The sequence below is a fragment of the Flavobacterium ajazii genome, from assembly GCF_010614725.1.
GTDB classification, from domain to species: Bacteria; Bacteroidota; Bacteroidia; order Flavobacteriales; family Flavobacteriaceae; genus Flavobacterium; species Flavobacterium ajazii.
This window is the reverse complement of sequence record NZ_JAAEHL010000003.1, coordinates 73,288-88,725: the sequence shown is the minus strand read 5'-3', so window position 1 is coordinate 88,725 and position 15,438 is coordinate 73,288. Positions and strand designations below refer to the sequence as shown.

General features: G+C 33.6%; 9 protein-coding genes. 3 read left to right on the top strand and 6 right to left on the bottom strand.

The features are described 5' to 3' along the window. Window positions 1-118: 118 nt before the first annotated feature. The 3 genes from herA to GWR14_RS05735 form a co-directional block, all read right to left on the bottom strand. Window positions 119-1,873, bottom strand: a complete 1,755-nt coding sequence (gene herA / locus GWR14_RS05745; RefSeq protein ID WP_163408110.1) for an anti-phage-associated helicase HerA — start codon at window positions 1,871-1,873, stop codon at window positions 119-121. Between the two features lie 2 nt (window positions 1,874-1,875). Further along, window positions 1,876-3,108 (bottom strand): DUF4297 family anti-phage-associated protein, encoded by a 1,233-nt coding sequence (locus GWR14_RS05740; protein WP_163408109.1) that lies wholly within the window; start codon window positions 3,106-3,108, stop codon window positions 1,876-1,878. 172 nt (window positions 3,109-3,280) lie between these two features. After that, window positions 3,281-4,459 (bottom strand): ATP-binding protein, encoded by a 1,179-nt coding sequence (locus GWR14_RS05735; RefSeq protein ID WP_163408108.1) that lies wholly within the window; start codon window positions 4,457-4,459, stop codon window positions 3,281-3,283. A 1,048-nt stretch (window positions 4,460-5,507) separates the two neighbouring features. On the opposite strand from GWR14_RS05735, the gene GWR14_RS05730 reads away from it, so the two are divergent. Genes GWR14_RS05730 through GWR14_RS05720 form a run of 3 tightly spaced genes read left to right on the top strand, consistent with a single transcriptional unit; the run spans window position 5,508 to window position 12,605 of the window. Beyond that, a complete protein-coding gene (locus GWR14_RS05730) occupies window positions 5,508-8,540 on the top strand; it encodes a SusC/RagA family TonB-linked outer membrane protein (protein ID WP_163408107.1) in 3,033 nt (1,010 codons plus the stop codon). A gap of 15 nt (window positions 8,541-8,555) precedes the next feature. Continuing rightward, window positions 8,556-9,962 (top strand): RagB/SusD family nutrient uptake outer membrane protein, encoded by a 1,407-nt coding sequence (locus GWR14_RS05725; RefSeq protein WP_163408106.1) that lies wholly within the window; start codon window positions 8,556-8,558, stop codon window positions 9,960-9,962. Window positions 9,963-9,974: 12 nt separating this feature from the next. Then, on the top strand, window positions 9,975-12,605 hold the full coding sequence (locus tag GWR14_RS05720; RefSeq protein WP_163408105.1) for an alpha/beta hydrolase family protein: 2,631 nt from the start codon (window positions 9,975-9,977) through the stop codon (window positions 12,603-12,605). A 51-nt stretch (window positions 12,606-12,656) separates the two neighbouring features. Here the strand turns inward: GWR14_RS05720 and GWR14_RS05715 are convergent, their stop codons facing one another. The 3 genes from GWR14_RS05715 to GWR14_RS05705 form a co-directional block, all read right to left on the bottom strand. Next, window positions 12,657-12,944: a DUF6520 family protein gene (locus tag GWR14_RS05715; RefSeq protein ID WP_163408104.1), complete on the bottom strand. Its 288-nt coding sequence runs from the start codon at window positions 12,942-12,944 to the stop codon at window positions 12,657-12,659. 79 nt (window positions 12,945-13,023) lie between these two features. Further along, entirely contained in the window at window positions 13,024-14,535 is a 1,512-nt protein-coding gene (locus tag GWR14_RS05710; protein WP_163408103.1) for a MauE/DoxX family redox-associated membrane protein, read from the bottom strand. A gap of 337 nt (window positions 14,536-14,872) precedes the next feature. After that, window positions 14,873-15,163 carry a hypothetical protein gene (locus GWR14_RS05705; RefSeq protein ID WP_317041411.1) on the bottom strand — a complete coding sequence of 97 codons (291 nt, stop codon included), beginning with the start codon at window positions 15,161-15,163 and terminating at the stop codon, window positions 14,873-14,875. Window positions 15,164-15,438: the final 275 nt, after the last annotated feature.

Genomic DNA, 15,438 nt, shown 5'->3' with positions numbered 1-15,438 from the left:
TGAAATATACTCTTATTCGGTTTTTCCAAATCATCCCAAATCGAAAACCAAATTTCCTTTAAGCCTATTGCCCAAATCTGTTGTAATCGTTGTTTTTCCTGTGTCCTTTTTAGATTTTTTATTTATACCATTCTTTTTTTAATTCCTCAAAATCCATGTCTTTCCATTCTGTTTTCCATAATTCCCAATATGGAATATCATTTGATGACGGTTGGGGGTCACATCTGTCTATTGTTACAATTGAAGGTAAAATTATAGATTCACCAACTAGTAATGCGTCTCCTTGTTTTAATGAAGTCATTTTGTCAACCAATGAACCCAAAGAATCGGGTAATAATTTTTTGACATAACTTTGGTCTACAGGATTTGTTAATCTCATTGCTATGAAATTATTGCATTGCGAAAAAATTGTCTCTGAAATTTCAGAAGGTCTTTGGCTAGCTAAAAGTAAAGTTATCCCATATTTTCTGCCTTCTTTAGCAATTCGTTCTATTGATTGTTTAGCAGATCTATATTTTGCTAAATCACTATCAGGTACATATTTATGTGCTTCTTCAAACACTAATAAAATGGGGATGTCATTATTTATTTTTTCGTTGGGATCTTTTAAACATCGTAGTCTTTTGTATATATATCCATACTCAAAAACAAGTCTTGATATTAAAGAAACAGTAATACTTAATACATCAAAAGGAACACCACTTAAATCAAGTATTGTAACGTTTGAATTTGTTGATGAGTAACCAATCAAATTTTTGATTGTATCTTCAAATGATATTTTTGTTGATTTTTCACCTAGTAAAAAATCTAATCTTTTATCACTAAGTTTATTTTCAAGTCTATTTATAAAATTAATTAATTTGCCATTGTGCCCAGCAGCAGCTGTTCCAGTTGGAATTAATTTTTCTGTGAAAAGGCGAAAACAATTTTCTTCATTAAATATAAATTTATGACCAGTTGAATCTTCCCAGGTTATATCATTGTTAGTGATTTTCCTTTCATTATTTCTGTTTGAAACATATTGTAATATTTCTTTTAAGTCAAATGGGAGAGGAGAGTCAAAATGGATTCTATTTTTTTCTTCATCGCCTCCCGAAAATTTTAATTTTCGGTTATTTACAATTGCCTCTTTCAAAATTGCTCTTTGATTATGATCATTAGCTTCTGTATCCAAAAAAAATTCCTCTAACTCTTCACCTTTTAAAAGCCAATAAGGTAATATTAAGCTGCCAATATCTATAATATTTGCATCTGGAAAAGAAGCTTTATATTCAGAATGAATATCAAAAATAATTATGTGAGAATTATTTAAAGAGAAACTTCCATCCTTAGATGATACTGCTTTTTGAATAATTGATGATAAGGTATGTGATTTACCTGAACCAGTGGAACCCACAACCGCTATATGTTTATTGAAAAACTTATTGCCATTAATAGGGACTTTAACAGAAGGATTTGAAGCAAGAGATGAAAAACAAAAACTTTCATGTGGAGCAATAGATTCTTCGTATATCTTCTTTATTTCTTCAATTGTTGCTGGAAATACATCTTTTGGTGGAATAGCTAAGGAATCACCACCTCTTTCAAATTTCCCGCTTCTTAAAACACCAAGAGGGAAAGCTTCGATAATATGTTCTCTTACATGTATTATTTCTCCTTTTTCGTCTTTGGTATCTCGAATTGAAATTTGAAAATTTTCAATTATTGCAATAAGACTTGCATTTTCACTATCCTCTATTTTTAAGTATGAGCCTACTTTCAATGTCTCATCAACATTTTTAAATATTTCAAGATCTTTAACAACTATCTTAACTTTATCAGGAAAAACGGCAACAACTTGAGCATTTTGCTCTATGGAATTTTCTGTGCTCATTGTTATATTATATTTTTAATTTTATTTAAATTGTCAACTTGGATTTTTATTTCTTTAATAGAACTTGAATTATAATCAAAAAAAATGTCGTTTAGATAAAACTGATAAATCTCGGACCGTCTTCCAGTTAATGCAATAGTATCTTTTAAAAAATTTATGTTATTAATAAATTTTAGTTTGATTTGATTTGAAATTGCTGGTTTTTTTATAACAGATTTTGGATTGAATTCGGCTCCTTCAAAATCAAAACCATCGATAATGATTATTTCATCTTCAATTAAATCTTTTTTTAATTCTATTAATTCTAAATTATCTACACCATGAATATATATGTAGGGGCTAAATGGAGTAGGTTGATTTATTATTTTTGTATAATTTTTAATTACCAAATTTAAAAGAGTTTTTAAATCACTTCTTGAATATGAGTTTGGATTAATTTCAAATAGAAAAAAACGTTCTTTGAACAATATATTTACACTTCCAAAATATTCTTTTCTTAAATTTGAATAGTGAGCATTCTCTCCTTTTTTCAAAATAAACCATTCGTTAAATAATACACTTGAATTATTTATTCTTTTAAGAAATTCAATTTTACTAATATTTCTATTTAATTGGTTTTTATCTTTTGAAATATCTCTAATAACTTTTAATGAACTATTATAAAAGTAGAATTCAGCTAAAAATGCACTGCAACTAAAAGTTGACTTCAATAAACTGATAATATCGTTATACTGTTTTTCGAATTCAATTGCATTAATATCTATTTCAAGTAGTTGCAAAAAATCATTCAATTCTACATCATTCAGTTTAAGATCATCGTGATGAAAATGTTTAACTTTAGTGTTTACATTATTAATTTTTTCAGTTTGAGTATATGTCAAAAAATCATCTTTAAGATTTTGAAGACTTAAAGGTAATGACAGTTTTGAATGACCTGACTCATAATATCCTCTTAACTTATATTTTATTTGAGGTTGATTTCCTAATTTTACTTGCTTAAAATGATCCAGCATAAACATTATTGGCTTTTTAATAACTGAATGATTATACTCTGTATTCTCGTAGTATTTACATTGAGTTGCTACAGTATCATTTGCTGTTTTGATATCAACATCCTCTATTCCTTCAATTAAGATTGAATCTGTATCATTTGATAATTTTAAGATAGATGCTATTGAATAATCAAATTGATAAAAATAACCTCGGATTGCGTCTATTGCTGTTCTGTCTGCCATATATTTTATTGTTTCTATCTTTTTTTACCTGACGGTTTGGAATTAAAGCGGGTTTAGACTAAATAAATCCTATTCTTCGGATTTGCTAAATCACTCCAAATATGAAACCAACTTTCTATTAAACTAAGTGCCAAAAATAAATAGAAGCAGCTGTTGGGGGCTTTTTTTTTATTTAGGCGATCTTCAAATTGTCTTGTTTTTGCTTTTTGCTATTCTCTTTTTCCGTTAGTATTTTATTAAATATTTCTTGGTGTTTTTCTTGATTATTTATTACTTTGAGTAACTCTAAAATTGATTCAGATGAAAAATAAACTTTGGATTTTTTAGATAAACTATCAATTGTTTCAATCCAAATTAATTGTTTACAATCAGGATTTATAGTTTTTTCATCGGGATTATCTACTTTAAATTCTGCAATAGTTGCCCATTTTAAGTAACAAATTAAGATTTTTATTTGTGCTGTTGTTATTTTATAATTTGCTTTTTGTTGAACTGCTTTAACCAAATTACTTAAAATTATATGGTCTCTATTATCTTGAAATTCGCCAACAATTTTATACAATGGTTTTCCTTCATTTGTTGTTATCTTTCCAATTTCTCCAGCAGCTATTGCATTTAAAATAATATTAAAAACTCCGTTGTTAGTTTTGTCAATTTCGATATCGCTTCCAGATAATACATTGTCTTTACTATTAAATCCGTAAACTTTGTTCTGCATTGGATTCAAAATCAAAACTTCTCTAGGATTTATATCCACCATTTCAGGAAGTAGTTTTGACCAGATTTCCATAAATTCTTTGCTTTTTTCACCTGCTTTCATTTGCAGAAATCTATTAAAGCTTGCAGTTGATTGATTAGCGTGTTCATTTTTACTTGCACCACGATAGTAAATTGCACCATTTAAAATTTTAAAATCAGGATAATTATCTTTTGGTACTAATATGTTATTACTTTTTTCAATTATTAAATAATAAAACTTTCTTGATACAAGTTGAAACATTTGTAAATCCAATGAAACACCAACATTTGTAATTTTAACAAATTGTTGAGTAACTTCATTTAAATCAATGTTAGTCAATAAATTTATATTTGCTATATCAAGTCCAGTATCATTATAAACTCCAGCTGTTGTTTCATTTATTCCAATTAAAATTATTCCGCCATCTGCATTGGAAAAAGAAAGTATATCTTTCGCAAAATTCATCAAAAAATTTTCGATAGGAGTCTTTGATGACGTTATGTTTAACTTAAGTTTATAATCAATAATATTGTTTTCCTTTGGATAAATGCCATTATCTTTTATATCTGATATTACCAAATTAACTCTGTTTTCTAATTCTAATAAGTTCATATTCAGATTTTTTATTTATTATTAGCTTTTATTTTAGATTTATGTAGCTCGAAAATACACACAATTTATTTTTATATTAGCAATAAAAATCGCCTTAAAGAGTTCTATTTTGGTTGGCTTTAGGCTATTTTCCTAATTTAAAGACCAAACATAAAAAACTACTTTTATTGTATTTTATGGATTTCCATAATCTGTATCATTAAAGAGCCACAAAATAATTCTTTTAATGATGAAAAGGATACCGTATAAATACCTGTTTTAAATTTTATTGAGCATAAAAAAAGATGCCTAAGCATCTTTTTATTTATCTATAAGTTTAAAAAATTCTGAAAGCCTCATATTTCTAGCTTCACAAATTTTTTCCAATGTATTTACAGGAATATTATAATTAGAATCCTTAATTTGAAGTGCAGTAGTTTTTATTTTTCTAACAATACTTTCTTCAATTCCATGATCCAAACCGAAAGAGCGCTGAGACTTGTAAGATTCAATCCAATTCTTATAGATATAATTGCATACTATTTTATTTGCCTCATTCATACATAACAAAGAAAAGCGAATGCAAAAAAAATAATGCGCACGAAAATACGCATTTTAAATTATTTTGTTATATTTGCAATGAAATACATATTTTTGCGATACTTCATAAAAGATATTTGAAGCATTCGCTTTGAATCTTGCTTAGAAAAACTGGACACTTTTTAGCGCGCAAGATGATAAGTGCAAATGCCTACGCTTAAAAGTGCGTGGGCTCACTTATTTGTGCGCAGGTAGTCCAGTAAATCCTCTAAGCAATAAAGTCGAGTTCCACGTCACTTTTTTTTGATCAACTATTCGATAAATTCTTAGCACACTTCTTCATTATTTTAAATGTTTCGCCTCATGCCAAACTTTTAATTCATTATGCCTGTGTATTAAAAAAAACTTCCTATTATGTCTATTAAGCCGTTTACTTAATACATAAAAAATGGCCCTCTACTGCAGCGACCAAACTATTGCAGAGGACCATAGCTAATCAAATCTTCGTTTAACTAACCAATCCAATATTATGAATATTTTTTCATTTTTCAAGGATGGGAAAGCTCTTTATTGCCTTTTTTTTATCTGGCTTTGCCTGTCTTTCTCGTCTCTTTTTGCCAAATCTTCTTATCGGCACAACTCTTTTATTTATCAACAGCATCAAGTTCAGGGTACTGTAACCGATGGCATTAATCCTTTGCCGGGTGTAACCATTGCGGTTAAAGGTAAATCTAATGTTTCATCTATTTCAGATTATAGCGGGCAGTATAACCTTTTCGCCTCTGCTGCCGATACCTTAATTGTTTCGTTTATAGGATTTAAAACTACCCTTGTACCTATAAAAGGGCGTAACACCGTAGATGTCCAATTGATTTATGACACTACAACTTTGCAAGAGGTTCGGGTGAATGCTGGATATTATTCCGTAAAAGAAAGTGAACGTACCGGAAGCATCGCCCAAATTACTTCAAAAGACATAGAGAAACAGCCCGTAACAAACGTGCTTGCTGCCATGCAGGGGCGGATGGCCGGAGTAAATATTACCCAGACAACCGGTGTTGCCGGTGGAGGGTTTGATATTCAAATTCGAGGACGAAACAGTATTCGAAGTGATGGAAACGCACCTTTGTATATTATTGACGGAGTTCCTTATTCTTCACAAACTGTCGGCAGCAGTCGCAGTACTGTTGTGCTTCCTTCTGCTTATGATCCTTTAAATTCTATTAATCCTGCTGATATCGAAAGCATTGAAGTGCTGAAAGATGCTGACGCAACTGCTATTTACGGTTCACGTGGAGCGAATGGTGTTGTTTTGATTACAACTAAAAAAGGAAAAGAAGGATTGACTCGTTACACAGTAGATGTACGGCAAGGTATAGGCAAGGTTACAAATTTTATGGATCTGTTAAAGACAGATCAATATCTGGAGATGCGTCGGGAAGCTTTTGCTAATGACGGTATTGATTATGGCCCTAGTGATTATGATGTAAATGGCACATGGGATCAAAGCAGATATACCAACTGGCAGAAAGAACTTCTGGGAGGAATGGCGAGCTACACAGACGTTCAGGCATCAATATCCGGCGGATCATCCAAAACCCAGTTTTTGATTAGCTCTTCACTGCACAACGAAACAACCGTTTTTCCGGGAGACTACCACTATAACAAAGCAAACGTGCGTTTTAATCTTAATCATCAATCTGAAGATGGCAGATTTCAAATCAACACGACAACAGGATTTACGGCACAGAAAAATAACCAGCCGGGAATTGACCTCTCACAATTTGTGGTTCTTCTGGCTCCAAATGCACCTTCTTTATACGATGAGTCTGGAAACCTTAATTGGGAGAACAGCACTTGGGAAAACCCTCTGTCTTATCTGGAGGGCAAATATAAAACTGCAACCAATGACCTTATTGCAAATACAATGCTATCATATGCAATATTGCCTAGTTTAACTGCAAAAGCAAGTCTGGGTTTTACCAATACAAATCATAACGAAACCCGCACCCAGCCTTCTACTATGTTTGATCCTGCCTATCAGCTCGGAAGCGAATATTCTATTATAACTGCAACCGACACCCAAAGGCAGTCATGGATTATAGAACCCCAAATCGAATGGCAGAAATCCTATGGGAAATTAAAAACACAGGCATTATTGGGTAGTACATTTCAAAAATTATCCGGCAGTCAGCTTGTACAGGAAGCAACCGGATTTACAAGCAATGCCCTTATTTACAGCTTATCTTCAGCAACGCTTCTCAAAGCAATAGCAGATACAGAATCCATTTATAAATATCAGGCAGTATTTGCCCGTTTGAATTTTGTTTTTAACGAGAGGTATATTTTAAACCTGACTGGAAGACGTGATGGTTCAAGCCGTTTTGGTCCCGGAAATCAGTTTGCTAATTTTGGCGCTGTTGGAGGCGCATGGATTTTCTCTAATAAAAACCAGACTAAAACCATTAATCCTGTTATTAGTTTTGGTAAGTTAAGAGCCAGTTACGGAACTACGGGCAGTGATCAGATTGGGGATTATCAGTTCATGGACACGTATTCTACTGCCAGTACAAATTATGGAGGCGTAACCGGAATAGCGCCAACTCGTTTATTTAATGCAGACTTTGCCTGGGAAATTAATAAAAAAGCGGAAGCTGCCATAGAGCTTGGTTTTTTCAGGGACAGGATTTTCTTTACGGGTGCATGGTATCAAAACCGTTCCTCCAATCAGCTCGTTGGTATTCCATTACCTGGAACAACAGGTTTTCCCTCTATTCAATCTAATTTGGATGCATCAGTACAAAATAGCGGAGTTGAACTCACTTTAAGAACTGTCAATTTTGAAAAAGAGAGTTTTAAATGGATCACGAACTTCAATATCTCTTTTGCCAAAAATAAATTATTGTCCTTTCCCAATTTAAAGGGGTCGACTTATCAGAACCAATTTGTAATCGGTGCCCCCCTTACTATAATAAAAGCCTACCATTATATCGGAATAGATGCGCAGAGCGGAATTTATCAATTTGAAGATATTAATAATGACGGCCGTATAACATCGCCCGAAGACAAGCAAACTGTTGTGGATTTCAGTCCTGATTTTTTTGGCGGATTGCAGAATCAAATTAATTGGAGAAGATGGCAGGTTGATTTTCTGCTCCAGTTCTCAAAGCAAAAAAATTATAGTGAGGAATATAGTCTCGGCTTACCAGGAGCAAAGAGTAATCAAACAACCAGAATTCTTAATAGATGGCAGAACAGCGGAGACAATGCCGAATTTCAAAGATTTAGCACCAGTGCTGACGGGAAGGTTCTGGATGCCTCGGATAAATATTTCAACAGTGACGGAATCATTACTGATGCCTCTTATATACGCCTGAAGAACATCGCAATATCCTACACATTACCTGAGGACTGGATAAAAGGAGTCCGATGCCGTCTTTCTTTTGAAGGACAGAACCTGCTGACTTTTACTCCCTATAAAGGCAATGACCCTGAATTTAAGTTTACTGGATACCTGCCGCCATTGAAAGTATTTACAACTGGACTTAATCTAACTTTTTAAACTAATACTAACATTATGGAAACTAAATTATATCTACGGAAGCAAATAACCCTTTTTAAAAGAATAATTATCTCTTTATTAGTGATTTCGGGTTACAGTTGTGAATCGTTTGTCGAGGTTAACAGCCCTTCTGGGCAGCTTTCTACAGAAGCAGTATTTGAAGATAAGAGTACTGCCAATGCCGCAGTTTCAAATATTTATGCCAGCCTGCGCGATTCGGGGATGCTTACTGGAAACAGTGTATCGATAACCACAAAAATGGGTGCTTATACAGATGAACTGAATTTCTACGGTATTAGTTCAGGTACGACATTGAATTTTTACAGCAATACACTGCTGCCGACTAACCCGCAAGTGGTAAGCTGGTGGAAAACTGCCTACTCTCAAATCTATGCGGCCAATTCAGTAATACAGGGAGTAACGGCTTCCGCTGCTCTTACCAGTGCAGATAAAAACCAGTTCATTGGTGAAGCCCTGTTTATAAGATCGCTTTTGCATTTCTATTTATTGAATCTGTATGGTGATGTCCCTTATGTTACAGCAACAGATTACAAACAGAACACTGCAATAGGCCGCACCAGTACAAACCTGTTGTATTCGAAAATAATAGAAGATCTGCAGACTTCATATGCTTTTCTTCCTGAGAGTTATTTGTCCGCTGATCGCAGCCGTGCGAACAAAGCTGTCGCGATGGCGCTTCTTGCAAGGGTTTACCTTTATTCCAAAGCGTGGGCTGAAGCTGCCAATGCGGCTTCTTATCTCCTAAACAACACCGAAACATACAAGTGGGAAAATGATCTGAGTAAGATATTTCTAAAAGGAAGTTCTGTAACCATCTGGCAGTACAAACCGGCAATCGAAGGTCAGAACAGCGCAGAGGGAGGATCAATGATTTTACTGACCGGACCACCTGCTGATGTGGCACTTAATCCAAATTTTGTCAATGCCTTTGAAATTGGAGACCAGAGAAGACAAAAATGGATTGGCTCGGTTACGAAAGGGACTTTGATCTGGTATTTCTCCAGCAAGTACAAAGTCAAATTAAAGACTGCCGCTTCAACTGAATATAACATTTTATTCAGGCTTGCTGAACAGTATCTCATACGTGCTGAGGCAAGAGCACAGCAGGGAGACCTGATAGGGGCTAAAGAAGACCTCAACAAAATAAGGCAGAATGCAGGATTAGGCAATACCACAGCAGTTTCACAGCAGGAAATATTGGAAGCTGTTATGAGGGAACGCCGATTTGAACTGTTTACGGAATCTGCCCACCGGTTCTTTGACTTGAAAAGAAACGGACAGCTGGACTCCCAGTTGACAGGAGTAAAAAATGGATGGAACTCCACCGACAATCTTCTCCCTGTTCCTGAATCTGAACTGACGCTCAATCCTAATTTACTTCCTCAGAATCCAGGATATTAATACAGTATAAAGATGAAAAAGGATTTAAGATTTGTTTACGGAATACTTTCTGTACTCATATTTGAATTAGTAACCTGTTCCGCATCGGGACAGGGACTAATCAAAAAAAATATCAGTAATGCTGATTATAAATTGTGGAGCACCATGGAATTAAAAGACATTTCAGAAAATGGGCAATGGTACACCTACAGTTTATCTTATGAGCAAGGTGCTGATACGCTGTTTGTAAAAAGCAGTAAGGCAAATAAAAACTATGCATTTTCAGGAACTCTCAAGGGAACTTTTCTGAAAGAAAAATGGTTTTGCAGCCGAAACGATCAAAATGAACTTTCACTGCTTAATCTGGTTTCAGGAAAAATTGAAAAGATAAAAAATGCAGATAACTACTTATTTACTTCGGATCAAAAATATCTGATTATTTTTCTCCGTACAGACAACAAAACAAAAATAATCATTAAAACATTAGACGGTTCTGCAGCTTATGAAATAGAAAATGTAAAGGGGTATGCTTACAATCCAAAATCAAACCAGCTGATCTACAGCAAATCTGCATCAAGCGGCTGCAGGGTTTGTATTTTAACACTAAACGAAAAATTTTCAGAATCAAAAATCATAGAAAGCGGCAATTATAATTATACAAATTTTGTCTGGCAGCCAAATGCTGCATCCGCAGTATTTATAAGGTCAAAAAGAGTTGCAGATTCAGACATTAAAGAATTGGTTTGCTATAAAACCAATACACAAAAAATATTTGTTTTCGAGCCTGACAGTACTTTTAATTTTGATGAAAAATACAGGATAAAACAGGAAACTGTGACAGATCTGATCATATCAGAAGATGGTAAACGGGTGTTTTTTAAAATTGAGACCCTAAATCAGAAATTAAAACAGGCAGAGAAAAAAATTGTGCAGGTATGGAATGCAGATGATAAATATTTAGAACCTGCTGAAAGGGAAAAAGACGGGAGTATTAAGATGCCCAAGATAGCTGTATGGCAGCCTGAAAAAAATGATTTTAGAATACTCACCGATACCGTTTTTTCTAAAATTATGCTGGCGGGAAGTGAAAATTTTGCAGTGTTATGGAACCCGGTCGCCAATGAGCCTCAGCCTTATCTTCATTCCGCCAGAGATTACAAAACAATCAATCTGGATAATGGGGTGCAGCAGCTTTTTTTAAAAGATTTTAATTATCGTGTTAATAACATCTCTTTATCTCCAGCAGGAAAATACATTACATACTTTAAAAATAATCATTGGTGGATTTATGACATTCAGAAAAATATACATACTAATCTCACTGCAGATTTAGATGAATCTTTCTCTGTTGAAGATTTGGATCGTGGAGAGGGTTCGTTTCCTTATGGAAATCCCGCGTGGACACCGGGCGATCAATCCATTCTGCTCTATGATCAGTATGATGTATGGGAAATAACAGCCGAAAATTTGAAAGCTGAAAAATTAACACACGGAAGACAGGAAAAGGTAACTTACCGTTTTAAGACTACCTCAATTGAACAAAAGCAAAAAAACAATTTTGATGGTGTAAGCTCAGGAATAATTAATCTTGGTAAATCAATTATTATGGAGTCAAAAAATGGAAATACAACTGGTTTATGGTGGTATAAAAAGAATAATTTATTACGTTCAATTGTACTCAGCGAAAATAAAATATCAGATCCTGTATTAGCATCAGGAAGTGAAAGTGTAGTTTACAAAGAAGAAAGTTTTGAAACACCGCCAGAGCTTTTTTTACGAGACAAAAAAGAAAAAAAAGTACGCACACTTTATCAGAGTAATTCTCATTTTAAAAATTTCAATTCAGGAACCTCTTCAGTAATTCACTACCGTAATAGCAATGGAAATAGTATAAAGGGAGCATTATTTTATCCTGCAAATTACAGCTCCGAAAAACTTTATCCTATGATCGTTCACGTGTATGAAAAACAGTCAGAAACGGTACACGATTATATTAATCCATCACTATACAGCGGCAATGGTTTTAATGTCAGCCACTATACCAATAATGGGTATTTTGTTTTGCTCCCGGACATTGTATATGAGTTTGGAAATCCGGGAAATTCTGCAGTTGATTGTGTAGTGGCAGCAACAAAAAAAGCGTTGGAAATTGCTCCCGTCGATCCTAAAAGGATAGGCCTGATTGGGCATTCATTTGGAGGATATGAAGCCGATTATATAATCACGCAAACTGATATTTTTTCTGCAGCCGTAGCGGGTGCCGCAATTACTGATCTTATAAGCGGGTACCTTTATGTGTCCTGGAATTTCAACCGTCCCAATTTTTTTCAGTACGAGTATGGGCAGCTTCGAATGAACGGCTCAATTTTTAAAAATTTTCTCGGTTATCTCGCTAACTCCCCTGTATATTATGCTGATAGGGTAACAACGCCGCTCTTGTCGTGGGCAGGAGAGGCAGATAGGCATGTACATTATTATCAGACTTTAGAATTCTATCTTGCCTTACGCCGTCTGGGAAAAAAACATGTAATGCTTTTATATCCGGATCAGCAGCATGTTTTAAGTGATAAAGAACAGCAAAAACATTTAACAGAATATGTCATGCGGTGGTTTGACCATTACTTATCAGCAAAGAGCAACTCTGAATTTGTTAAAGCAAATTAAATAAAAATGAAAAAAATAAATGCAGTTCTTTTGGAACTGCATTTACCGTTTTTATTGCGGTCTGTAAACTTCGACCGTACAGGCACCATTGGCATTTTTAGCATAGACCTGTTGTGAAGAAGGACTAGCAGACACTCGGCAGATTGCTCCTGTGTTTACCGATTCACAAGAATAGGACTGTTCATCATCACATAATCCTGCTGGATTTAGCCTTTTAAAACCATCGATAGCATCTACAGATCTACTGTTTCTTTCCATGGCATTGGTTGTAAAAGCACCTGCTATTGCAAGGGCAAATACCGCAACAGGAAGTACCTGTTTTGAAAAAATTGTTTTCATGATTAAAATAATTTGTGGTTAATGATCTACTCTATCACAGGTTTTCGATCTTCTCCTGATACTGCGCTGTATATTGTAATTACTTTTTATAATGTTTTGTAATGGCACTGCTAAGTCCGTAACTGACCAAATGAGTTCCGATTAGGGCATACAATTGTTTATCAGTCACAATAAAATCTTTTAGCTTTTCTTTATCAATATGGTAGATATAAAAACTGGATATATAGGATTTGTCATTCAAATTGTACACATCAATTATAGAAGCCTGATTCCACATTTTTTTATCTTCATATCGTCCTATTATTCCTGAATTTATAAACAGCAGATTTTTGTAAATGGCAGCAGATTTATTGACAATTACGGGTGGAGCGGCAAACTTTTTTTCGCCTCTGCTGCTTACATAAGCAACTTTTACTTTTTCGGGACTTAGCGTATCGATCGTATTGCTTCTAAAAGCAAGATTTAAATTTTGGTCAGCAGCTATAAATTCATTGCGGTAATAATAGATGTAGACGTGTTTCCGGGAATAAAAATCATAATAAAATCTTCCGTCAACATCAAAGATTCCATCAACTTGCTTTTGTAATAAATCATGCTTCACAGTTACTTTAGAGGGATTTCCAAAGTATAAAATTCCTAATTCACTTTGACTGCTTTGTTTGTCAACAGTTCTAAATGATACATGAACCGAATCAATGACCTTAGGCTGTGTGAATCGAATAGAACCATTCCATTTATACTTTGCTTTCCAATTTGAAATAGTGCCTCTAAATATTGAAGCAACATTTCCATCAATCAAATAAAAAGAAGAATCAATAACTTTTAACTGTACAGCGGTAGACAAAAGGTCACTATTCACTGTGATTTTATGTCTCGTATTGCCTCTAAGTAAAGTATCCAATTCCGATACCAGCAATGGACTACTTGTATTACCCAGATAGATTTTACCCTTTGAGAAACCTGAAAAATAAAAAGAATTGTATTGTATCTGTGTATCATATTTTTTTTCTGTACCCTGAGGATAGCGCCTGATAAATGAATTATCATAATGCATCATATTTTCTGACTTGATAAATAATCCGGCCATTAGCATAACAGCCAACAAAGTACAGCCAGCTAGGTATAAATATTTTTTCTTTCTTCCTTTTCGAAAGCCTCTCTCTGAAGCTTTCTCAAATGGGATGATCAGTATCGCAACTGCAGATATAATAACAAAGAAAATATTAAAAACCAGATGCTCTTTCCAATTTAATTTTTCCAGTATGCCTCCACAGGAACAAGGTATAAAAGAACTGTAATTTAAAATAATGTATATATAAACCGTAAACATTACCATCAGCCCAAAAGCAGAATATAATGCCAATATTCTGGTACTTTTAAATACAAGTAAAACTGAAATCAAAAGCTCTAAAATGATAACTCCCCAAGAAATTATTCCGGCAAATGCACTAAGTAATGGAGATTGTGCTAATTGTATTTGAAAATTCTCAAAGTCAAGCATTTTACTTATTGCCGCATAGACAAACAATAGTACCAGCAATAAGCAAATTGAGTCCAAAATTATAGTCTTAAGTTTTGCATTTGATTTCATTGTAATTGAAATTAATTAAACGAAGCAATTAATCATATTTGAAATAATAGCAATTCTTTAGATGAGGTTTTATTCAAGAACCAATTTAGTTGTAGTATTTAATAAGTTTTAAGCCTGGCAGAAATTAACAACTTGTAATTAAAGAATTGATTTATAATGTCATGGACAAAATTAAATCACTTGCTGATATAAATTATTATCAAAAACCTGCCAAGATTTTTCAATAACATTCAATCGTAGTTAAAAAACAGGATAAGGTGCAGTTTATAATGAAAAAGATGTCATTAGAAAAATAATTTCTAATGACATCAAAGTAATTTGTAATTTTTAACTGTTGCTACTTTATTGTATCGCCAAGTAAACTTAGTTTTTCACTAAGTTCAATTAGCCCGGCTTTTTGTAAACATTCCTCTCCAAATAGTTTTAACTCCTGAAGATTTTCTTCTTGAATACTTGTCATAAGAATCGATGGTTTATCATTGTCCTTAGCAGATAATCCACGTTCAATAACATGGTTTAATAGCAATACATTTTTTCGTGAAATTTTCAAATCAATCTTCACTACATCATTCATGCCAGGTATACTAAGCACAGTATCAAAAACCCTGGCTACATCATTTGTTGTCATAATCTTCACGTTTTTAATTAATAATTTATTTATACAAAGGTATAAAGCCAGTCTTAAAGTGTCATGGACATAATATGTCCATCATAGGTAAAATCCATTTCGCTTACTTAATTTTGTATAAGAAATAACAGGAAAGGTTAAAGGAACAATCAAAAACCTTCCTTAAAACAGTCAGGATTTTGTTGCTTTAAAATTTGGTTTATTGCTTTGAAAGAGCACGTTTTTAAATCTAAAATCGAGAGGATAAATTGACATTACAGCTAGCCCGTTACAGT

Excerpts from the sequence above, each read along its gene's own strand:
- GWR14_RS05715 (WP_163408104.1), bottom strand. The coding sequence starts at position 12,944 with ATGAAAACAATTTTTTCAAAACAGGTACTTCCTGTTGCGGTATTTGCC.
- GWR14_RS05725 (WP_163408106.1), top strand. The coding sequence starts at position 8,556 with ATGGAAACTAAATTATATCTACGGAAGCAAATAACCCTTTTTAAAAGA.
- GWR14_RS05720 (WP_163408105.1), top strand. The coding sequence starts at position 9,975 with ATGAAAAAGGATTTAAGATTTGTTTACGGAATACTTTCTGTACTCATA.
- herA (WP_163408110.1), bottom strand. The coding sequence starts at position 1,873 with ATGAGCACAGAAAATTCCATAGAGCAAAATGCTCAAGTTGTTGCCGTT.
- GWR14_RS05735 (WP_163408108.1), bottom strand. The coding sequence starts at position 4,459 with ATGAACTTATTAGAATTAGAAAACAGAGTTAATTTGGTAATATCAGAT.
- GWR14_RS05710 (WP_163408103.1), bottom strand. The coding sequence starts at position 14,535 with ATGAAATCAAATGCAAAACTTAAGACTATAATTTTGGACTCAATTTGC.
- GWR14_RS05730 (WP_163408107.1), top strand. The coding sequence starts at position 5,508 with ATGAATATTTTTTCATTTTTCAAGGATGGGAAAGCTCTTTATTGCCTT.
- GWR14_RS05740 (WP_163408109.1), bottom strand. The coding sequence starts at position 3,108 with ATGGCAGACAGAACAGCAATAGACGCAATCCGAGGTTATTTTTATCAA.
- GWR14_RS05705 (WP_317041411.1), bottom strand. The coding sequence starts at position 15,163 with ATGACAACAAATGATGTAGCCAGGGTTTTTGATACTGTGCTTAGTATA.